Source organism: Streptomyces sp. RFCAC02 (assembly GCF_004193175.1).
Classification (GTDB): Bacteria; Actinomycetota; Actinomycetes; order Streptomycetales; family Streptomycetaceae; genus Streptomyces.
The window spans coordinates 3,254,184-3,274,624 of the sequence record NZ_SAUH01000001.1; the positions used below are offsets into that span (position 1 = coordinate 3,254,184).

A 20,441-nucleotide genomic window follows, 5' to 3' on the forward strand; every position below is an offset into this window, starting at 1 on the left:
ATAGCAAGGTGCTGGAGGATCATCCGTGGACCTGTCCCTTTCGACCCGAACCGTTGGCGACCGCACGGTCGTCGAGGTAGGCGGCGAGATCGACGTATACACCGCGCCCAAGCTGCGCGAACAGCTCGTGGAGCTGGTGAACGACGGGAACCACCACCTGGTGGTGGACATGGAACGGGTCGACTTCCTGGACTCCACCGGTCTCGGCGTTCTGGTCGGCGGGCTCAAGCGGGTCCGTGCCCAGGAGGGTTCCCTGCGGCTCGTCTGCAACCAGGAGCGCATTCTCAAGATCTTCCGGATCACCGGTCTGACGAAGGTCTTCCCGATCCACGAGTCCGTGGACGAGGCCATCGCCGCCACCGATTAGGCGTTCGACTGCGATCATCAGATGAACCGCCGCGGAGCGCCGCCGCCGGGGCGGCGCGTCCGCACGATCAAGGGGGATGGCATGGCCACCGTCGAACTCCGCTTCAGCGCGTCCCCGGAGCACGTGCGCACCGCCCGGCTGGTCGCCGCGGCGGTCGCGCGGCGCGCCGGTGTGGACGAGTCCGTACTCGATGAGCTGCGGCTCGCGGTCGGTGAGGCGTGCAGTCGCGCGGTGGGTCTGCACGCCGTCCACAACCTGACCTCGCCCGTCCGGGTCGCGCTGACCGAGGCGGAGAAGTCGTTCACCATCGAGGTCGGCGACGACGCGCCCAGCTCGGTCCCCGCCCCCCGTGACCAGTCGGCCGTCGAGGCCGCCGAGGACACCGATGAGCTGGGGCTCGCCGTCATCAGCGGCCTGGTGGACGACGTCGAGGTCGTCTCGGACGCCCGGGGCGGCCGCATCCGGATGAGCTGGCCCGTCGCCACGGCGTCGATCGTCTGACGCCCGGCGCCGACCCGTCGCCCGGCCGGGTGACGAGGCGTGAGTTGTGCCACCCCCGGCCGGCGCGGCGCGACGCCCGGCCGACGGCGCGCCGGGAAGCGCCGCCATGCCGTGCTGCCCTTCCCCACCTGGTGGTTCGGCGGGCGTGCGGGGCGTCCGGAGGCTGCTGCAAATGGCTGCACCGCCGGATCCCGATCTCCGCCGTCACTCGGACGAGGGACCTCCTGCGTGTAAGTTCACGCCCGAGCGGCTGGACGTACGCAGGAGAGGACGAGGAACGGTGAACACCAAGCTCGCGGCGGCACTGGCATGCTGCGCCGGACTGACCCTCACGCTGTCCGGCTGCGGCGACGACAGCCAGGAGAAGCTCGACGCCTGGGCCAAGGACTTCTGCGGCCGGCTGGTCGCCCCGCTGGAGGACCTCCAGAGCGCCGGCGAGGAGAACGCCGAGTACCTCGACATGGAGCAGGACCGGTCCCCCGAGGAAGTGCAGGAGCTGAACTCCGCCTACTACGGGCAGCTCGCCGACGCCTACGACGCGCTCGCGGACGCGGTGGAGGGGGCCGGCGAGCCGCCCGTCGACGACGGCACGGAACGCAGCGACGCCGCGGTCTCCGCCCTGCGCGACACCGCCGGGACCTACCGCGAGATGAAGGAGACGGTGGACGGGCTCGACCCGTCGGACACCACGGCGTTCGTCCAGGGGCTTTTCGACGCGGGCGAGCAGTCGCAGCAGCTCGGCGAGTCCAGCGACCAGGTCCTCCCCGAACTGGGCACGGGCGACCTCGGCGAGGCCATGGGCCGCCAGGAGGACTGCCGCCGCGTCACCCCGTCCGACGGGAGCAGCGAGGACGCGAGCCCCGACGCCGGGGCGACCGAGGACGCGGACGGCGCCGGCGACGAGGAAGCCGGCCAGGAGGACGCGGGCGGGGACGGCGAGGACGGCGAGGACTCGGACAACGGCTGACGCGACGCCCCGCCCGCCGGGGATCCACCCGGTGGCCAGAATGGGGGCGTGAGTATCCCTGGCACCCCCGGCCTCCCCGTCCCCGGCCCCGCGACCGACCCGCTGCGCGAGGCGTTCCTCGCAGCCGGTTTCACGCCGGACGGCCTGCTCGACCTCCTCGGCGCGCCCGCCTACGCCGCCCTCGCCCGGGGCGAGACGGTGCCGGCCCTCCGTGCCACCGAGCGCGACGGCGGCGCCGCGGCCACGCTCGTGCGGCTCTTCCTCCTCCAGCGTCATGTTCCGGAGGCCGCCGCACGGGCCGCGCTGCCCCTCGAAGGAGCCCTGGCCGACGGCTGGCTGACCCACGACGGCGCGGACGCCGTACGCGCCACGGTGGACGTACGCCCCTACGCAGGCGACGGCGGCGAGAACTGGTGGATCGTCTCGGACGCCGGCTGCGCCGTCGGCCGCGCGGCCGGGGCCGGGGGCCGCGCGAAGGACGTGGTGCTCGGCGTCGGCGGCGCGTCCACCACGCTCGCGCAGCTCACCGTCCGCACGGCCGCCGACCGTGTGCTCGACCTCGGCACCGGCTGCGGCGTCCAGGCCCTGCACGCCTCCCGCCACGCGCGACGGACCACCGCCACCGACCTCAACCCCCGCGCCCTCCGCATCACCGCCCTCACCCTCGCCCTGTCCGGCGCGCCGGCGGCCGACCTGCGGGAAGGCTCCCTCTTCGAACCGGTCCGCGACGAACCCGGATACGACCTGATCGTGTCCAACCCGCCGTTCGTCATCGCGCCCGCCGCTCCCGGCGGCGGGCTCACCTACCGCGAGGGCGGACTCGGCGGCGACGAGCTGAGCCGCACCCTCGTCGCCCGCGCCGCCGACCACCTCGCCGACGGCGGCTGGTGCCAGCTCCTCGCCAACTGGAGCCACACCGGCGACGAGGACTGGCGCGACCGCGTCACCTCCTGGCTCCCGGACGGCTGCGACGCCTGGGTGGTGCAGCGCGAGGTCCAGGACGTCACCGAGTACACCGAACTGTGGCTGCGCGACGCGGGCGCGCACCTGGGCGACCCGGCGGCGTACGAGGCCGCGTACGGGGCGTGGCTCGACGAGTTCGCCGCGCGCCGCACCCGGGCCGTCGGACTCGGCTGGATCACGCTGCGCCGCACCGGCGCGGCCCGCCCCGTCCGTACGGTCGAGGAGTGGCCGCACTCCGTCGAACAGCCGCTCGGTGACACGATCGTCGCCCACTTCGAGCGCCACGGCTTCCTGCGCGACGCCGACGACGCCGCCCTCCTGCGCGCCCGGTACGCCCTGGCCGACGGCGTCGTCCAGGAGCAGCTCGGCCAGCCCGGCGCCGAGGACCCCGAGCACGTCGTCCTGCGCCAGGCGCACGGCATGATGCGGGCAGCGGCCATGGACACCGTCGGCGCGGGCTTCGCCGGCGGGTGCGACGGGACCCTCCCGGCCGGCGTCATTCTGGACGCCATCGCGGAGCTGCTCGGCGAGCGCGAGGACACGCTGCGCGACCAGGCGCCGCGGTGGCTGCGTCCGCTGGTCGAGCAGGGCTTTCTGGTGCCGCAGCGGTGAGGGTGACGCCCCGGCCCGCCGCCCGCCCGCACTCTCTGTGACTGTGCACGGACAAGTTTCCGGGTGCGGCCGGGCGGCGGGAATGACGGATCTCGGGTTACCGTTCGAGATGCGTTGCGGAGTTTTCCCATGTGGCGCGCAGCCGGGAGGTACCGTCACACTCCGCACTGTCCACAGATGCCCCCGAGGCTGGAGAGAAGAGCAGAACGTTGTCCCCGACCAGCGAGACCGCGAACGGCGGACGCCGACTTGTCATCGTCGAGTCGCCCGCGAAGGCGAAGACGATCAAGGGCTACCTCGGCCCCGGCTATGTCGTGGAGGCCAGCGTCGGGCACATCCGTGACCTGCCCAGCGGTGCCGCCGAGGTGCCGGCCAAGTACAAGGGCGAGCCCTGGGCCCGCCTCGGGGTCAACGTCGACGAGGACTTCGAGCCGCTGTACGTCGTCAACAGCGACAAGAAGGACCAGGTCAGGAAGCTGAAGGAGCTGCTGGCCGACTCGGACGAGCTGTACCTCGCGACGGACGAGGACCGCGAGGGCGAGGCCATCGCCTGGCACCTGCGGGAAGTCCTGAAGCCGAAGGTGCCGGTGCGCCGGATGGTCTTCCACGAGATCACCCGCGACGCGATCCGCCAGGCCGTGGACAACCCCCGCGAGCTGAACCAGCTCCTCGTCGAGGCCCAGGAGACCCGCCGCATCCTCGACCGCCTCTACGGCTACGAGGTCTCGCCGGTTCTGTGGAAGAAGGTCATGCCCCGGCTCTCCGCCGGCCGCGTGCAGTCGGTCGCGACCCGGCTCGTGGTCGAGCGGGAGCGGGAGCGGATCGCGTTCAGCTCGGCGGAGTACTGGGACCTCACCGGCACGTTCGCCACCGTCCCCGGCGAGGGAACGTTCGATGCCCGCCTCACCTCGGTCGCCGGCCGCCGCGTCGCGCAGGGCCGCGACTTCGGCCCGGACGGACAACTGCGCAACCCCGGGCAGGTCGAGGCACTGAGCGAGGAGAGCGCGCGGGCGCTCGCGGCGGCGCTGGAGGACGCGTCGTTCAGCGTCCGCTCCGTGGAGTCCAAGCCGTACCGCCGTTCGCCCTACGCGCCCTTCCGCACGACCACGCTCCAGCAGGAGGGGTCCAGGAAGCTCGGCATGGGCGCGAAGGCCACCATGCAGGTGGCGCAGCGGCTCTACGAGAACGGCTTCATCACCTATATGCGGACCGACTCGACGACGCTGTCGGACACCGCCGTCGCCGCCGCCCGCGCCCAGGTCGAGCAGCTCTACGGCGCCGACTACCTGCCGGACCGGCCGCGCGTCTACTCCAGCAAGGTGAAGAACGCCCAGGAGGCCCACGAGGCGATCCGGCCCTCCGGCGACCGCTTCAGAACCCCGGCCGAGACGGGGCTCACCGGCGACCAGTACCGCCTGTACGAGCTGATCTGGAAGCGGACCGTCGCCTCGCAGATGAAGGACGCGGTCGGGCAGTCCGTCGCCGTCCGCGTCGGCGGGACCGCCACGGACGGGCGCGACTGCGAGTTCAGCGCCACCGGCAAGGTCATCACGTTCCACGGCTTCCTCAAGGCGTACGTCGAGAGCACCGACGACCCCGGCGCCGACTCCGACGACCGGGAGCGCCGCCTCCCGCAGGTCACCGAGGGCGACCGGCTCACCGCGCGCTCCGTCGAGGCGGACGGCCACGCGACCAAGCCGCCGGCCCGCTACACCGAGGCCACCCTCGTGAAGGAGCTGGAGGAGCGGGAGATCGGCCGCCCCTCCACCTACGCCGCGATCCTCGGCACGATCCTCGACCGGCACTACGTCTTCAAGAAGGGGACGGCGCTGGTCCCCTCCTTCCTCTCCTTCGCCGTCGTCAACCTGCTGGAACGCCACTTCGGGCGGCTCGTCGACTACGACTTCACCGCGCGGATGGAGGACGACCTCGACCGCATCGCCACCGGCGACGCGGAGGCCGTGCCGTGGCTGCGCCGCTTCTACTTCGGCGAGAACGGCGCCGCCGGTGCCGCCGTCACCCCCGGCGGTGCGGCGGACGCGGGCAACGGCGACGGCGACCACCTCGGCGGCCTGAAGGAACTGGTCGAGGACCTCGGCGCCATCGACGCGCGGGAGATCTCGTCGTTCCCGGTCGGCGAGGGCATCGTGCTGCGCGTCGGCCGGTACGGCCCCTACGTCGAGGCGCCGCCGGAGGACCCGGAGTCCGGCGAGCCGGGCAAGCGGGCCGACGTGCCCGAGGATCTGCCGCCGGACGAGCTGACCGTCGACCTGGCGAAGGAACTGCTGGCCAAGCCCAGCGGTGACTTCGAACTCGGCACCGACCCCGCCACGGGGCACCCGATCGTGGCACGGGACGGGCGGTACGGGCCGTACGTCACGGAGGTCCTGCCCGAGGGCACGCCCAAGACCGGCAAGAACGCGGTCAAGCCGAGGACGGCGTCGCTGTTCAAGTCGATGGCGCTCGACCGCGTCACCCTGGAGGACGCGCTGCAGCTGCTGTCCCTCCCGCGCGTGGTGGGCGCCGACCCCGACTCGGGTGAGGTCATCACCGCGCAGAACGGCCGGTACGGCCCGTACCTCAAGAAGGGCACGGACTCCCGGTCGCTCCAGACCGAGGAGCAGATCTTCGGCATCACGCTGAAGGAGGCCCTCGCGATCTACGCCCAGCCCAAGCAGCGCGGGCGTGCCGCTGCCCGGCCGCCGCTGAAGGAGCTGGGCGATGACCCGGTGACGGGGCGTCCGGTCGTGGTCAAGGACGGCCGGTTCGGACCGTATGTGACCGACGGGGAGACGAACGCGACCCTGCGGCGTGACGACGATCCGCAGACCCTCACCCCCGAACGCGGTTACGAACTCCTCGCCGAGAAGCGGGCCAAGGGGCCGGTGAAGAAGACCGCGCGGAAGGCGCCGGCCAAGAAGACCACCACGGCGAAGACGGCCGCCAAGAAGACACCGGCGAAGAAGGCCGCCGCGAAGAAGACCACCGCCAAGAAGACCGCGACGAAGAAGACCGCGGCCACCAGGAGCACCGCGAAGAAGACCGCCGACGGCGACGGCGCACCCGCGGCGAGCACGGGAGCGCGGGGCACGGCCGCACATGACGGGGCGTCCGGCACCGAGGCGGGGTGACGGGCGCGCCGACCCACCGCGATTCCCCGCGCACATGTTCGGGGACATGCCACCCTTGTCGGCGCGGACGGTTACGCTGGCCGAATGACGCGAGCAGAGCAACCAGAGGTTGACCCCACCTGCGGCGCCACGGACGACGCGCTCGCCGCGGACTCCCGCGAGCGTGCGAGGCGGGCGCTGCTGCAGGTCCCCGCCCTGCGGCGGTTGTGGGAGGCGCAGTTCACCGGCGGCATCGGCGACGCGCTCGCCGTGCTCGTCCTCGTCCTGCTCTCCGTGCAGGCGGCCCTCCACCTGCCGGCCGACGGCGGGGATCCGCTCTTCGGCGGCGAGTACCGGGGTGTCGCCCTGGCCGTCACCGGTGTCCTGGCCGTGCGCCTCGTCGCGACCGCGCTGGCGGGCGTCCTGCTGCTCGGCCCGCTGTCCGCGCTCCTCGCCCCCGCGGGGCCGCTCGACCGCCGCTGGACGATGATCGGCGCCGACGGCGTGCGCGCCGCGCTCCTCATCGTCGCGCCGCTGTGGATCGACTGGACCCCCGACAGCGCGTACGTCTACCTGCTGATCACCGCGTTCGTCGCCGGCCTCGCCGAACGGCTGTGGACCGTCGCGCGGGACGGCGTCGCCCCCGCGCTGCTGCCGCCCCCGCCGCCCGAGGGCGCCGCCGTCCGGCCGCTGCCCGACCACCACGACGCGCTGCGGCGCCTGTGGCTGCGCGGCGGGTTCCTGGCCCTGCCCGCCGCCGCCGGCACGCTGGTGGCCACCGCCCTCGTGAGCAACCTGCTGGCGACCGGCCTCGACTGGTTCGAGACGCACCAGGCGGCGCTCGCGTCGTACGTGGCGGCCGGCTTCTTCGCGGCCGCCATCTCCGTCCTCGCCGCCCTGCGGCTGCCCGACACCGCGTCGCGCCGTCCCGTGTCCCCGCTGGAGGGGCTGCGCAGGCCCTCCGCCGGCACGACCCCGGAGAAGGGCCGCACGGGCGCCGTCGGCCTGCTCGTCCTCGGCTGCGCGAGCGTCGCGGGCGCCATCGCCGCGGCCGTCGGCCTCGGGGTCCTCCGCGTCGCCGACCTGGGCGGGGGCCCGGTCGCCTTCGGCCTGCTCGTGCTCGGCCTGACGGGCGGCGTCGCGCTGGGCGTCCGGCTCGCGCCCCTGACCCTGCCCGCGCTGTCGCGGCGCCGCATGTTCGCCCTGGCCCTCGCGCTGACCGGCGCCGGGCTCTTCGGCATCGGCCTGATCGCCGACCCGGCGACCGTCCTGTTCACGGCCGCGGCCACCGGCCTCGTCGCCGGCATGGCGGCCCACACCGGGCACGTCCTGCTCGACCAGGAGACCGAGGAGTTCCGCCGCCCCCGGCTCACCCAGCACCTGCACGCCGTCGTCCGCGTCGTCGTCGCGGTGTGCGCCGTCGCCGCGCCGCTGGCCGCGGCCCTGATCGGGCCGCACCGCGTCGAGCGCGGCCGCTTCACCATCGACCACGGCGGCGCCGCGTACACCCTGATGATCGTCGGCGTGCTGCTGCTCCCCGTGGCGGCCGTCGTCCTCGGCCGCATCGACGACCGGCGCGGCAGGTCCCTGCGGCGCGACGTGGCCGACGCCGTCCGCGCGCCGATGGGCGGCGCCGATCCGGTGACGGCGCCCGCGGCCACCGGCTTCTTCATCGCCGTCGAGGGCGGCGACGGCGCGGGCAAGACCACCCAGACCGAGGCGCTCGCCGAATGGATCCGCGCCAAGGGCCACGAGGTCGTCGTCACCAGGGAGCCGGGCGCCACGCCCATCGGGCAGCGGCTGCGCGCCATCCTCCTCGACGTCTCGTCCGGCGGCCTCTCGCCCCGCGCCGAGACCCTGCTCTACGCCGCCGACCGCGCCGAGCACGTCGACACCGTCGTCCGGCAGGCCCTGGAACGCGGCGCCGTCGTCATCAGCGACCGGTACGTCGACTCGTCCGTCGCCTACCAGGGCGCCGGACGCGATCTGTCCCCCGTCGAGGTCGCCCGCATCTCGCGCTGGGCGACCGGCGGCCTGGTGCCGCACCTCACCGTGCTCCTCGACGTGTCGCCCGAGACCGCGCGGGAGCGCTTCACCGAGGCACCCGACCGGCTGGAGTCCGAGCCGAACGAGTTCCACCAGCGGGTGCGCGCCGGCTTCCTGGCGCTGGCCGCGGCCGACCCGGCGCGCTACCTCGTCGTCGACGCCGGCCAGGACCCGGAGTCCGTCACGACGGCCGCGCGGCACCGCCTCGACCAGATGCTTCCGCTGTCGGAGGCCGAGATCAGGGCGCGCGAGGAAGCCCGCAGGCGCGCGGAGGAGGAAGCGCGCCGCCGGGCCGAGGAGGAGCGCCAGCGCGCCGAGGAGGAGGCCCGCCGGGAGCGGGAGCGCCAGGAGGAGCTGGCCCGCATCCGCGCCGCCGAGGAGGAGCGCCGCCGCCGCGAGGAGGAGGAGCGCCGGCTCGCCGAGGAGGCCCGCCGCGCCGAGGAGGCGAGGCTCCGCGCCGAGGAGGAACGCCGCCGCGCCGAGGAGGAGCGCCGCCGTCGTGAGGCGGAGGAGCGGCTGCGCCGCGCGGAGGAGGAACGCCGCCGCCGCGAGGCCGAGGAGGAGGCCCGGCTGCGCGCCGAGGCGGAGGAGCGCCGGCGCGAGAAGCAGCGGAAGGCCGAGGAGGCCCTGCTGCGTGCCGAGGCGGCCCGCCGTGCCGCGGCCGACGACGAGGACACCCAGACGCTGCCGCGCCCGTCCGACACCGAACGGACGCAGCAGCTCCCGCAGGTCCACGACGCCGGCGCCGGCCGCGCCGACGACGAGGACACCGCCGTGCTGCCCCAGCCCGGCGCCGACGCCGAGCAGACCCGGCAGATGCCGCGCGTGGATGAGGGCGGCGCTCCGGCGCGGCGCCGTCCGCAGTGGGCCGAGGAGACCCCGATGGACGACGTGCCGACCCTGGCGGACGAACTGCTCGGGCGGCGCGACGACGACGCGGACGGCGGCCGCGGGCGCCGCTGACCCCTGCCACAGGCCGACCGGCCGCCGGCCACCGCCCCGCCCGGGGCGGCGGCCGGCGGCCTCCGTGTGTCACTCGTTCGGATGACGCCGGGGCGCGCGGCCCCTCCCGCCCGCCCGCGGCCGGGGCGGTGTCAGTGGCCTGGCGCAGAATGGGACCCGTGGCGGACGGTGACGCCCGCCGGGACGGAGGACGACGACGATGACGGTCTGGGACGACCTGGTCGGCCAGGACCGGGTGGCGGCACAGCTCGGCGCCGCGGCCCGGGACGCCGACGCCCATGTCACCGCCGCCGAGCGCGGCGAGGAGCCGCGGCTCACCGGCTCCGCCATGACCCACGCGTGGCTCTTCACCGGCCCGCCCGGAGCCGGGCGGGCGACGGCGGCCCGCGCCTTCGCCGCCGCCCTCCAGTGCGTCAGCCCCGACCGCGCGCTCGGCGGGCAGCCCGGGTGCGGCTTCTGCGACGGCTGCCACACCGCCCTCATCGGCACGCACGCCGACGTCGAGGTCGTCAGCACGGACCTGCTCACCATCGGCGTCAAGGAGACCCGCGACCTGGTGCGCCGCGCCCAGCTCTCCCCGTCGGGCGGCCGGTGGCAGGCCATCGTCCTGGAGGACGCGGACCGGCTCACCGAGGGCGCCGGGAACGTCCTGCTCAAAGCCGTGGAGGAGCCCGCGCCCAGGACCGTGTGGCTCCTGTGCGCGCCGTCCATCGAGGACGTGCTGCCGACGATCCGTTCCCGCTGCCGCCACCTGTCGCTGCGGACCCCGCCGGTCGCGGCCGTCGCCGACGTCCTGATGCGGCGGGACGGCATCGAGCCCGACGTCGCCCACGCCGCCGCCCGGGCCACCCAGGGCCACGTCGAGCGCGCCCGTCGGCTCGCCACCGACGAGCGGGCGCGCGCCCGCCGGCTGGCCGTCCTGCGCATCCCCGAGCGTGTGGGCGACATCGGCGGCTGCCTGCGCGCCGCGCAGGAGCTCGTCGACGCCGCCTCCGAGGACGCCAAGCAGCTCGCGGAGGAGCGCGACGGCAAGGAGACCGACGAGCTGCGAGCCGCCCTCGGCGCCACCGAGGGCAAACGCCTCCCGCGCGGCACGGCCGGCGTCATGAAGGACCTGGAGGACCGGCAGAAGCGCCGGGCGACCCGCACCCAGCGCGACGCGCTCGACCTCGCGCTGACCGACCTCATGGCGTTCTACCGGGACGTCCTGGCGCGGCAGTTCGGCTCCGACGCGGGTCTCGCGGGCGGCGAGACGGCCGCCGCCGTCGAACGGATCGCCGCCGCCTCACCGCCGGAGGCGACCCTGCGGCGCATGGAGGCCATCCTCGGCTGCCGGCAGGCCCTCGACCGCAACGTCGCGCCGCTCCTGGCGGTGGAAAGCATGACGATGGCCCTCCGGGGGAGCGCCGAAGGCTAGGCTCGTGCTGTCGGCGCACAGTTCACGAACGGGGGATTCATGCGCAAACCACGCCACGCCGTCCTCGCCCTCTGCGCGGCCACGGCGCTGCTGCTGGCCGGATGCTCGTCGAACGACCGCCCGGACGAGCGCGGCGACGACCGCACACCGAGCGACGACGGCTCGGACAGCCGGGCCGTCCCCGACGCCCCGGTGCTGGAGCCGCTGCCCGAGGAGATCCCCGACGACCTCCTCCCGTACTACGAGCAGGAGCTGAGCTGGAGCAACTGCGGTGGCTGGTTCGAGTGCGCGACCCTCACCGTCCCGCTGGACTACGAGGCCGTGGACTCCGCCGACGACATCGAGCTGCACGTCACCCGCGCCAAGGCCACCGGTCCGGACAGCGACCGCATGGGCTCCCTGCTCCTGAACCCCGGCGGCCCCGGGGCCTCCGCCGCCGACTTCGTGCAGGGCGCGGCCGACTACCTGTTCCCCTCGGAAGTGACCTCCCGCTACGACATCGTCGGCGTCGACCCGCGCGGCACGGGCGGCAGCGAGCCCGTCACCTGCCAGTCCGGCGACCCGATGGACGCGTACACGATGCTCGACCGCACGCCCGACTCGGACGCGGAGGCGGAGGACCTGTTCGCCGGCATGCAGGACTTCGCCGCGTCGTGCGCGGAGCAGACGGGCGAGCTGCTGGAGCACATCTCCACCATCGAGTCCGCCCGCGACATGGACGTCCTGCGCGCCGTCCTCGGCGACGAGAAGCTCACCTACCTCGGGTACTCGTACGGCACCAAGCTCGGCGCGGTGTACGCCGGGCTGTTCCCGCAGCGCGTGGGGCGCCTCGTCCTGGACGGTGCGATCGACCCGAGGCTGCCCACGATCGACACGGACCGCGAACAGGCCGGCGGCTTCGAGACGGCTTTCCGCTCCTTCGCCGAGGACTGCGCGACGTACAGCGACTGCCCGCTCGGCACGGAGGGCGCCGACGCCGCGTCCGACGCCCTGCTGGACTTCTTCGCCCGCGTCGACGCCGAACCGCTCCCGAGCGGCGACCCGGACCGGCCGCTGACCGAGTCGCTCGCGACCACGGGCGTCTCCGACGCGCTCTACACCACGGCCTACTGGCCCGACCTGCGCACGGCCCTCACCATGGCGATCGAGGAGCACGACGGCTCCGGCCTCCTGGCCCTCGCCGACGACTACAACGAGCGCGAGACCGACGGCACCTACGGGACGACGACGTACGCCTTCCCCGCCATCAGCTGCCTGGACAGCCCGGCGGGCAACGACAGCCCCGACGAGGTCGACGGCGCCCTCGCGGCGTACGAGGAGTCGTCCCCGACGTTCGGCCGCGACTTCGCCTGGGCCACCCTGATGTGCGCCGCCTGGCCCGTCGAACCGAGCGGCGAGCCGGTCACCATCCCCGCCTCCGGCGCGGCCGACATCGTGGTCGTCGGGACACTCCGCGACCCGGCGACACCGTACGCGTGGGCCGAGGGCCTGGCCGAGCAGCTCGAGTCCGCCGTGCTGCTCACCTTCGACGGCGACGGCCACACGGCGTACGGAGGCAACAGCTCCTGCATCGACGACGCGGTCAACGCGTACTTCCTGCAGGGCATCACTCCGGAGGACGGCACGACCTGCTCCTGACCCTGGGATTATGGTCCGCATGCCGTGTATCCGCTACCGCGCTGCGATATCAGTGCGAGCCGAGGGAGACCGCTCTCCCCGGGAGGTCAGCGACCAGGAACTGGAGACGCACCTGGCGACGTGCGAGGACTGCCGGCGGTGGTCGAAGCGCATACGCACGCTGCGCGAGACGACCGACGACCTGCTCCGCCGCCGCCGTTCAGGTGCACCTCCGAAACCTGTGTAGACTGGCTTGCGCTGATCCCCCCAGGGGACACAGCGCCACGCCGCCTTAGCTCAGTCGGCCAGAGCGACGCACTCGTAATGCGTAGGTCAAGGGTTCGATTCCCTTAGGCGGCTCACTTCGGAAGCCCCGGATCAGGTGATGTCTGATCCGGGGCTTTCTGTATGAGCGGCCTAAGGCCGCTACGGTCTCAGACACCGGTCGGGGTCGACGAGACAGGGCTCTCCTGCTTCCTGGAGTGAGGGAACAGGAGGGTGGATTCGGTGAGGATGTCGCGTCCGGCCTCGCTCTTGTAGATCTCGTCGACGCTGCCGAAGCGGGCTTCGGCGTAGTCGAGGCCCAGAGCAGCGGTCGCCTGCCGGACGGATGCCTCGTCGGGGCCTTCGATCTCCAGAAAGGTGGGGAGGTCGGGCCAGGTGTCGAAGTCGAAGGCCACCTCGCCGAGGGTCCACTCCTCGCGGTAGTTCTCCTGGTAGCGGACCTCGGTGAGGCCGATGTGGCGAAGGATGTCGGCCATGGCGTGCAGGTCGGTGATCTCGGTCTCGATCTCGGTCGTGCCGTCGATCGTGGTGGGATCGGTCACCTGCTTGAGGGTGAGGGTCGAGCGGGATCCCTCGTCGCGCAGGCGGACCCACGCGCCTGTACGCAGAGCGTCGTTCTCGAAGATCTTGCGGGTGAGAAGGGTGCGGGGGAAGGCCTGCACGGCACCGAGCGCAGTCAGCCTGGCCCGGAGCGCGGCGACATCGATGGCCAGGAACTTCGCTTCGTACTCGTGCTTCATGCGTTCTCCTCTTGGATGTGTTCGGCGAAGGGGGACATTCGGGTTGCCATGAGCAGGCCCATGCGGTGGGTGTGATGGTGCAGCTGGCCGACGTGCGGTCGCTCGGAGAACTCGTTCGTGCGCAGCGTGAGCAGGACTTCCCAGTCACCGAGGAAGTACTGGCGCAGGCGTTCCGGGGAGGTGTAGTGCTCGATCGTCAGATGGCGTCCCTCGACGGGCAGCATAAATTCCGCACCGAATACACCACCGGGTCGGACGAGACGCTGCATGCGGTCGACGAACTCGGCGAGCGGGCGGTGGTGGTTGGCACTGTAGTGCCACGAGCAGCTCGTCCATATCGCCTCACACTCCAAGCGCGAGGGCTCGCAGGTGAGGAAGTCGTCCTCCACGACCTGTACGCGGTTGTGGAGTCCTTCGAGTCGCAGCCGATCGATCAGACCCTGCGCGTGGGCCTGGCTGTCACCCGGCAGGCGGACACTGCCACCGTGGAGGGCCACCGCGTCGCGTTCGACAGCGATGACGTGATAGCCGGCAGCGGCGAGGGGCAGGACGAACTTGCCGTCGCTCGCACCGACAACTGTGACGGTAGCGTCAGGAGTGATGCGTTCCCGCAGCGTCGCGAGAAACTGGGGGAAGAAGGTGAGGGTGTGCTCCCACAGGCTTCGTGTCCGCACGGGGGTGCGCTCCTTGCATCTCGGCGTCCATGATCATGCGGAGGACCTCTCCCGGATCGCGCCCTGTCGTGTCGATGCGATGCATCGGGTATGAGGCGTAGGCGTCGGTCACCTGGTCTGTGACGGTTTCGATCAATAGGTCCCACCGCGTTTCTGGCTTGTCGCGTCCAGCCAGTCGGACCTGTCGTTCGTCGTCGGCGCAAACGAGGTGGTAGATGGTGGGCGTCGGCAGCCAGTCCGGCACAGTGACATCGAATCGGGCGCCCAGCGCTCGGTGGTTGGCGAGGCATCGGGCGAAGTAGCTCTCGACAACGACCGGGTTTCCGGCGTCGAGATGGTGCTGGATCTCTTCGGTCGCGCTGAACAGAGCGGACAGGTAGAGGCACATGCGTGCCTCCACGTTCGTCCGCTCGTCCACCGCGTGTCTGAGCGGCTGGTAGAAGGAAGGGACGGTGGCGACGAGGGTGGCTCCTCGGGCAGCGGCGAGCATGGGCGCCAGGGTGGACTTGCCGGTGCCGCGCAGCCCCTCCAGGCTCTCGAAGCGCGGGTGATCACGCACGGGTGTACACCACGTCCGGCACCGCGAGCGTGAGCTCGTCGGCGGACGAGGGCTTGTGGACGATGCGTCCTTCGGCCTTCTCGTACCAGAAGGCGTGCGAGTCCTTGCCCACCGCCTTGCAGGACATGGTCAGCGCACCGCGCGGGTCGGCCTCGATGCGGTCGATCCCGCGAGGACCGGCGGACGGCACGCACGCCTGCGGGGCGCCGTGCTCGGAGAGGTCCTCGTCGACGATCACCTCCAAGGGCAGATCAGCCAACGCGAGCTCTTCGCGGAGTCGGCCGTACGCGGAAAGGCTGGTGACCAGCAACTCGGGGTGATCGGCGGCGTTGCCGACCACTCGCAGGTGATGGAGCTTGAGCTGCTGAACCCCGTACTGCGACAGGACGCCGGCGAGGGGAAGGATCTCATCGATGTTCCGCGAGGTGACGGTCATGGTCACGCCCGTCGGAACACCGAGGTCCCGCGCCAGACCGAGCGAGTCCAGGGCGCTCTGGTAACTGCCCTGCCTGCGGATGCCATCGTTGGTCGATCCGATGCCCTCCAGTGAGACCCTGAGCAGGTCCAGGTGCGGAGCGATCTCGGTCAGGCGGCGCTCGATTCGGTACCCGTTGGTGCAGATCTCGACGCGCTGGCCCAGCTCCTCCTTCGCGTGGCGGACGACCTGCGCCAGGTCCCGGTGGACGAACGGCTCCCCGCCGAGCAGGGTCACGGCCTCCGTGCCGTATTCGTTCCGCATCAGGGTGAGAAGGCTTCTGGCCTCCTCGGCGGTGAATGCGTCGGCGTGCTGGAGCCGCTCGCCGTGGAAGCAGTGCAGGCACGTGAAGTTGCAGCGGTAGAGCAGCTGCAGGTAGAGCATGCGGATCTTCCGGATCCCGGTGATTTCCCCGATCACATCGGCTCCTTCGGCTGACTGCTTGTCGGGAGCCTGATAGTGGCCTTCTGCGCGGGGACCTCGGCACCGCGTTCAAGGACGGTTCGAGGACGTCCTGGGACGTTGCCAGTGTCGTGCGAAGGACTCCAGGATGCCGAGGAGACGCTTCGTGTCCGCCAAGTCGGGCAGGACTTCCGCTGCGCCGGCGGCGGTCAGTTCCTCCGGAGTGTGGATGCCGGATGCGACGGCGAGGATCCGGGAGCCCGTGCTGAGAGCCGCTTCCACATCACGAGGGGTGTCCCCGACGAGCACGGTGGGGACGTCAGCAGGAGCACCACGAAGCCGCCGCACGCGCTCGCGGGCGACAGCGACCAGATGAGGACGGAGTTCGGTGTCCGATCCGTAGGCGCCCACCGGCAGATCGAGCAGGGAGTGGAGGCCGAAGGCGGAAAGCTTCACGAGCGCGTTGGCGGCGATGTTGCCGGTGAGGACGGAGGAGACCCAACCGCTCTGCGCGGAAGCTGCCTTCAGCGCCTCCTGGACGCCGGGCAGGGCAGTCCCGCGCCTGCGCAGCTCATCCAGGCGCGCCTCCCCGGCCTGGGCGAGCGCGGTCTCGATCACGTGCCAGTCAGGTACGGGGAATCCTTCGCGGACGAACATGTCGCGCATGATCAGTCGATCCGTACGCCCCTCGGTGCGCGCCGGCTCCGAGGGTTCGCGTCCAGAGAGGGCAGTGAAGGCAGCGGCGTAGATGTCCTTGCTCACCCCGGCGTTCTCGATGAGGGTGTGGTCGATGTCCCACAGGACGAACAGGTCCATGCCGCAAGAGTAGGCAGTCCGCGGAGTTCCGCTTGAGTGACCGCGTCCCAAAACGTCCTTGCGCGATCACACGGTGCACCGATTCGATAGGCGCTGTGAACGACCGACTGCGCACCGTGCTCGGCCAACGCGGCGTCTCGCCCGACTCCCTTGCCGAGATCTGCGAGGTAGATCCCAAAACGGTGAGCCGGTGGCTCGGCGGGCGGATTCCCCATGCCCGGCACCGCTTCCGCGTCGCGCGGCACCTGCGCGTGGAGGAGACCTTCCTGTGGCCCAACCCGTCCACGCGCACCGGCCGGCCGGGGAACGGGTTGGGCACCGAACTGGTCGGCACCTACCAGAACCGGGCCAGCGTGCCCCGGGACGCCTGGCTCGCGCTGCTGCGAGAGGCTCGGCACGAGATCGGCGTCCTCGTCTTCTCCGGTACCTTCTTCGCCCAGTCCAACCCCCACGTCAGCAAGATGCTCTCCGAACGTGCCGCCGAGGGAGTGCGGGTGCGTCTGTGCTTCGGCGACCCGGACGGGCAGGCAGTCGCGGTCCGGGGCCGCGAGGAGGGGATCGGCGACACTCTCGCCGCCAAGATCCGTGCCTCATTGACGTACTACCGCCCGCTGCTGGACGAGGCAGGGTGTGCCGTGCGGCTCCACGACGCCACTCTCTACGCGTCCATGTTCCGTTACGACGACGACCTGCTCGTCAACCCTCACATCTGGGGACAACCGGCCAGCGCCAACCCCGTCCTCCACCTCAAGAGGGCGGACGGCACGGGGTGGTTCGACAACTACGCTCGGAGCTTCGACGCCGTCTGGGATGCCGCACGGCCATGGACACCCGACCAGGAAAGGACCGCCGACCGTGGGCAGGACTGAGTACTACAACGATCCCACCGCCCCGAAGGCGAACACTCTCATCCCGGCCAGCAACCTGCTCGTCGTCGACGGGACCGGCGCGATACTCCTCCAGCGCCGTCGCGACACCGGTCAGTGGGCGCTCCCGGGCGGAGCCCAGGACATCGGCGAGACCGCGGCCGAGTGCGCGGTGCGCGAGTGCCTGGAGGAGACCGGGATCATCGCCGAGGTCATCGGCTTCCTAGGCGTCTATACCAACCCGCACCACATCGTGGCGTATACCGACGGCGAGATTCGGCAGCAATACGAGAACACCTACATCGGCCGCCCCGTCGGTGGCGCCCCCACGATCAACGACGAGGCAGACGGAGTCCGCTTCGTTCAGCCGGACGACCTGGACGAGTACGACATCCACCCGAGCATGCGCCAGCAGATCGGGGACTACCTCGCCGGTACCTATCCCTACCTCGGCTGAGCCGTCAGGACGGCCTCCACCCGCCTGACGGCGGCGAAGATCTCCGGCACCGCCCGACGGATGAACCGCCCGACCGCGCTGTCATCCCCGTAACGACCACGGATCTCCGCGACACGCTCCTCAGCGGTGGTCCGGCCCCATCGGGCGTGGTCGTCATGTCGCAGTACACGAGCGCGTCCACCAGCAGCGGCTCCTCCAGCAAGGGGAACTCGCGTGCCAGCACCTCCCGCAGCCCTCGCTCCTCGGCTTCCAGAAGCGCGAACGAGTGGTTGGCCACCAGCCGCACGAGCCGCTCGTCGGCGCCATGCTCGTCGCGGAGGAACCGTGCCCCGTCCAGTGGATGGAACCCTGTCACGGCCAGCCGCGGTGCGTACCCGACATCGTGAAGCGTGGCGGCAGCGATCAGCAGACTGGCCTCGATGCCGAGAACCTGACGCACTTCAACCGCGCGTTCGGCCACCCCTCGGGTATGCGCCCACCGCCGGGGCAGCGGGCCGCTGAGCTCGGCTTCCGCCAACTGTTTCGCCCACTCGTCGATCCGATCACCCATGCCGTGCCCTTTGCCCGTAGAACGTTGCGCTGAAGCCTTCGCTGGTTACGGGGAGCGAAACGCTGAAACCCTGGGGGAAGGTTCGGACGTTGAGCCTTTCCGTCATCGGTGCCGTCAGTCCTCGTCATGCGTGGGTCTGGGGCGTCGTGTCCTGAGGGTCATAGGAGCAGTGCTGCGCCTGTTGTTGTGGATGCTGTGCCGAGGAGGAGCAGGATGATGATCCAGCCGATTGCTCTTTCCCTGTCGCGGCGGTCGGCTTTTGGGTCGGGGGTGTAGATGGCTGGGTCTGTGGGGGCGTAGTGGATTGTCAGCTCGCGGTTCAGTGACTTGCCCGGGTTGGGGATTCCGTTGCGTGACAGGACGGTGATGTCTGTGCCGTCGAGTGTTGTGAAGGTGACGACGGGTGCGTGGTTGATGATTTCGTCGCCCTCTCCGTCCGTGTAGATGTCCCGTGTCACGGCCACGACGTGTCCCGGGACGGCGATGGCCGTGGCCAGCAGGGTGTCGCGGGCGCGTGCCTGGCGTATGTCGGGGCTGGCCGCTGCCAGTGCGGTGAGCAGTGCGCCGAAGCCGAGCAGTGCCCAGGGGTAGCCCCAGAGGACGGTCGCGTGGATCACCAGGCCGATGAGCAGAAGGACGATCGCGCAGTTCGGGGCGAGGCGGCCGTTCTTCTCGCCCATGGTGTCGAGGACGATACGGAACCGGTGCGGCTGCCCCGGCGGGTAGCGCACCTCGAACTCCCGCCCCACCCATGCCTCTTCAACCGAGTCGCCGTGTCGGCCGTCGTTGGGGAGGACGAACTCCCGGCCGGTCGCGGGGTCCCGGAACGCGACCGTCACCGGTATCCCGGGCCTCTTGGACGCGCCGTGGGCCGGCCGGCCCACCTCCACGATCCGCGCCGTCACCCAGACCGCCCGCTGTGCCCTGGTCAGCCCGGCCAGGGAGAGTCCGTGGCCGAGCAGTGCGAAGCCCGCGGGCAGCACCCACCACAGTTGCAGTGCCTCGTGACCGGTCATCGGGGTTCCTGCCTCCACTCGATACGGAACAGGTTCCGGGCCGGGGCGACCACGGCCCTGAGCCGGACGCCGACGCGCAGGGAATCCGGGACCGCTGATCCGTAGCGCCGCGACCCCGGCGGTGTCGAGCCGCCGGTTCTTCTCCAGCTCGACGGCGGTGCCGATCCGGATGACGGGGCCCAGCGGCGTGCACAGAAGGGTGCACAGCACGCCGCCGAGCAGGAGGGGAGCACCGGCATTACCGGCCCGACCACGGCTCCGAACCGGCCGATGCCGGGCACCTGTTCCGGCGTGGGGCCGTCGCCGGCCGGCACTCAGGGCTCCGGTTCCGCGTAGCGGGCCTGTGCCAGCCGGTCCGCCAGGGCGCGCAGGCCGTCGAGCCGGTGCGGGTCGTAGGGGAACGAGTGGCGCGTCCCCGTGCCGGTGACGATCGCCATCCTGGGCCGCCGGCCGTTCCCGAAGACGAGCCGGGGCTGCTGCCGGATGTGGATCCGGTGGGTGTCGGAGTAGCCGAACACCTCCAGCACCCGGCCGTCGAAGGAGAGCAGGACGGTGTCGGTGACCGGCACCTCGTACGGTGGGGTCGTCACGATGCGACGCCGTCCCCGGCGTACAGGTAGTTGCCCGGGCGGGCCGGGTCGGCGACCAGCAGCACCTCGTCGCCGGTGCGGGGGATCCGCAGCTTCGGGACGATGGTCCGCAGGCTGATCCGCTCCGCGCCGCCGGGCGGCTGGAGGACCAGGTCGACGATCGGGTCGAAGTTCACCATCTGCCCGGTGTCGCCGATCGAGACGACGGTGGCGGGCATCGTGGGCGCTCCCGAGGCCAGCAGGTGCTGGACGGCGAGGACGGAGTCGTGGGCGCCGATCGTCTGCTGCACCCTGGCGTACTCCTCGGGCTTGAGGAACGCGCGGGTGGCGCGGCCGTAGAAGCCCTTGCCACTGGCCACCTGCCCGGCGATCTCGGCGGCCCGCTCCTCGCGGGTCCTGCGGCGCTTCCCGAAGATTCCCATGGGGTTCCCCTCCTTGTGACGCGCGG

Annotated in this window: 18 protein-coding genes, 1 tRNA gene and 1 pseudogene; 11 read left to right on the plus strand and 9 right to left on the minus strand. The window is 71.9% G+C overall.

Annotated features, from left to right (window positions below; genetic code table 11):
• Positions 1 to 25 precede the first annotated feature (25 nt).
• From EMA09_RS15235 to EMA09_RS15275, 9 genes are all read left to right on the plus strand, one after another.
• Positions 26 to 367, plus strand: coding sequence for an STAS domain-containing protein (locus tag EMA09_RS15235; RefSeq protein ID WP_052847650.1), 342 nt, complete (start codon positions 26 to 28; stop codon positions 365 to 367).
• Between the two features lie 81 nt (positions 368 to 448).
• The gene (locus EMA09_RS15240; RefSeq protein ID WP_129844052.1) at positions 449 to 868 is read left to right on the plus strand and encodes an ATP-binding protein; all 420 of its coding nucleotides are present in this window, start codon (positions 449 to 451) and stop codon (positions 866 to 868) included.
• A gap of 280 nt (positions 869 to 1,148) precedes the next feature.
• Positions 1,149 to 1,835 carry a small secreted protein gene (locus EMA09_RS15245; protein WP_129841579.1) on the plus strand — a complete coding sequence of 229 codons (687 nt, stop codon included), beginning with the start codon at positions 1,149 to 1,151 and terminating at the stop codon, positions 1,833 to 1,835.
• Between the two features lie 48 nt (positions 1,836 to 1,883).
• Complete coding sequence (locus EMA09_RS15250) at positions 1,884 to 3,410, plus strand: methyltransferase (RefSeq protein ID WP_129841580.1); 1,527 nt, start codon at positions 1,884 to 1,886, stop codon at positions 3,408 to 3,410.
• Between the two features lie 209 nt (positions 3,411 to 3,619).
• Positions 3,620 to 6,541 (plus strand): type I DNA topoisomerase, encoded by a 2,922-nt coding sequence (topA, locus tag EMA09_RS15255; RefSeq protein ID WP_129841581.1) that lies wholly within the window; start codon positions 3,620 to 3,622, stop codon positions 6,539 to 6,541.
• Between the two features lie 84 nt (positions 6,542 to 6,625).
• Positions 6,626 to 9,529, plus strand: coding sequence for a dTMP kinase (gene tmk, locus EMA09_RS15260; RefSeq protein WP_129841582.1), 2,904 nt, complete (start codon positions 6,626 to 6,628; stop codon positions 9,527 to 9,529).
• 199 nt (positions 9,530 to 9,728) lie between these two features.
• Positions 9,729 to 10,946, plus strand: coding sequence for a DNA polymerase III subunit delta' (locus EMA09_RS15265; RefSeq protein ID WP_129841583.1), 1,218 nt, complete (start codon positions 9,729 to 9,731; stop codon positions 10,944 to 10,946).
• A 39-nt stretch (positions 10,947 to 10,985) separates the two neighbouring features.
• On the plus strand, positions 10,986 to 12,584 hold the full coding sequence (locus EMA09_RS15270; protein ID WP_129841584.1) for an alpha/beta hydrolase: 1,599 nt from the start codon (positions 10,986 to 10,988) through the stop codon (positions 12,582 to 12,584).
• Between the two features lie 265 nt (positions 12,585 to 12,849).
• Positions 12,850 to 12,923, plus strand: a tRNA-Thr gene (locus EMA09_RS15275).
• Positions 12,924 to 12,997: 74 nt separating this feature from the next.
• Here the strand turns inward: EMA09_RS15275 and EMA09_RS15280 are convergent.
• The 5 genes from EMA09_RS15280 to EMA09_RS15300 form a co-directional block, all read right to left on the minus strand.
• A complete protein-coding gene (locus tag EMA09_RS15280) occupies positions 12,998 to 13,588 on the minus strand; it encodes a class IV adenylate cyclase (RefSeq protein WP_129841585.1) in 591 nt (196 codons plus the stop codon).
• Positions 13,585 to 14,262, minus strand: a complete 678-nt coding sequence (locus EMA09_RS15285) for an SAM-dependent methyltransferase (protein ID WP_129841586.1) — start codon at positions 14,260 to 14,262, stop codon at positions 13,585 to 13,587. The genes EMA09_RS15280 and EMA09_RS15285 overlap by 4 nt, the downstream gene beginning before the upstream one ends.
• Positions 14,180 to 14,821 (minus strand): AAA family ATPase, encoded by a 642-nt coding sequence (locus EMA09_RS15290; RefSeq protein WP_240796409.1) that lies wholly within the window; start codon positions 14,819 to 14,821, stop codon positions 14,180 to 14,182. Before EMA09_RS15290 ends, EMA09_RS15285 begins: the two co-directional genes overlap by 83 nt.
• Positions 14,814 to 15,716, minus strand: a complete 903-nt coding sequence (locus tag EMA09_RS15295; RefSeq protein WP_129841587.1) for a radical SAM protein — start codon at positions 15,714 to 15,716, stop codon at positions 14,814 to 14,816. Before EMA09_RS15295 ends, EMA09_RS15290 begins: the two co-directional genes overlap by 8 nt.
• A 72-nt stretch (positions 15,717 to 15,788) precedes the next feature.
• Positions 15,789 to 16,514, minus strand: coding sequence for a haloacid dehalogenase-like hydrolase (locus EMA09_RS15300; RefSeq protein WP_129841588.1), 726 nt, complete (start codon positions 16,512 to 16,514; stop codon positions 15,789 to 15,791).
• A gap of 95 nt (positions 16,515 to 16,609) precedes the next feature.
• On the opposite strand from EMA09_RS15300, the gene EMA09_RS15305 reads away from it, so the two are divergent.
• Together EMA09_RS15305 and EMA09_RS15310 are read left to right on the plus strand one after the other, a co-directional pair.
• Positions 16,610 to 17,383 (plus strand): helix-turn-helix domain-containing protein, encoded by a 774-nt coding sequence (locus tag EMA09_RS15305; protein ID WP_206305951.1) that lies wholly within the window; start codon positions 16,610 to 16,612, stop codon positions 17,381 to 17,383.
• Positions 17,370 to 17,837: an NUDIX domain-containing protein gene (locus tag EMA09_RS15310; protein WP_129841589.1), complete on the plus strand. Its 468-nt coding sequence runs from the start codon at positions 17,370 to 17,372 to the stop codon at positions 17,835 to 17,837. The genes EMA09_RS15305 and EMA09_RS15310 overlap by 14 nt, the downstream gene beginning before the upstream one ends.
• On the opposite strand, the pseudogene EMA09_RS15315 reads toward EMA09_RS15310, so the two are convergent.
• From EMA09_RS15315 to EMA09_RS15330, 4 genes and pseudogenes are all read right to left on the minus strand, one after another.
• Positions 17,825 to 18,387 (minus strand): annotated as a pseudogene (locus EMA09_RS15315) (HD domain-containing protein). The gene EMA09_RS15310 and the pseudogene EMA09_RS15315 overlap by 13 nt on opposite strands.
• 158 nt (positions 18,388 to 18,545) lie before the next feature.
• Complete coding sequence (locus EMA09_RS15320) at positions 18,546 to 19,403, minus strand: DUF3592 domain-containing protein (protein WP_129841590.1); 858 nt, start codon at positions 19,401 to 19,403, stop codon at positions 18,546 to 18,548.
• A gap of 314 nt (positions 19,404 to 19,717) precedes the next feature.
• Positions 19,718 to 19,993: a hypothetical protein gene (locus tag EMA09_RS15325; RefSeq protein WP_129841591.1), complete on the minus strand. Its 276-nt coding sequence runs from the start codon at positions 19,991 to 19,993 to the stop codon at positions 19,718 to 19,720.
• Positions 19,990 to 20,415: a hypothetical protein gene (locus EMA09_RS15330; RefSeq protein WP_129841592.1), complete on the minus strand. Its 426-nt coding sequence runs from the start codon at positions 20,413 to 20,415 to the stop codon at positions 19,990 to 19,992. Before EMA09_RS15330 ends, EMA09_RS15325 begins: the two co-directional genes overlap by 4 nt.
• Positions 20,416 to 20,441: the final 26 nt, after the last annotated feature.

Bases quoted from the DNA above. Each gene is read 5' to 3' on its own strand.
- EMA09_RS15265 (WP_129841583.1), top strand. From the start codon at position 9,729: ATGACGGTCTGGGACGACCTGGTCGGCCAGGACCGGGTGGCGGCACAG.
- EMA09_RS15240 (WP_129844052.1), top strand. From the start codon at position 449: ATGGCCACCGTCGAACTCCGCTTCAGCGCGTCCCCGGAGCACGTGCGC.
- tmk (WP_129841582.1), top strand. From the start codon at position 6,626: ATGACGCGAGCAGAGCAACCAGAGGTTGACCCCACCTGCGGCGCCACG.
- EMA09_RS15270 (WP_129841584.1), top strand. From the start codon at position 10,986: ATGCGCAAACCACGCCACGCCGTCCTCGCCCTCTGCGCGGCCACGGCG.
- EMA09_RS15330 (WP_129841592.1), bottom strand. From the start codon at position 20,415: ATGGGAATCTTCGGGAAGCGCCGCAGGACCCGCGAGGAGCGGGCCGCC.
- EMA09_RS15300 (WP_129841588.1), bottom strand. From the start codon at position 16,514: ATGGACCTGTTCGTCCTGTGGGACATCGACCACACCCTCATCGAGAAC.
- EMA09_RS15320 (WP_129841590.1), bottom strand. From the start codon at position 19,403: ATGACCGGTCACGAGGCACTGCAACTGTGGTGGGTGCTGCCCGCGGGC.
- EMA09_RS15280 (WP_129841585.1), bottom strand. From the start codon at position 13,588: ATGAAGCACGAGTACGAAGCGAAGTTCCTGGCCATCGATGTCGCCGCG.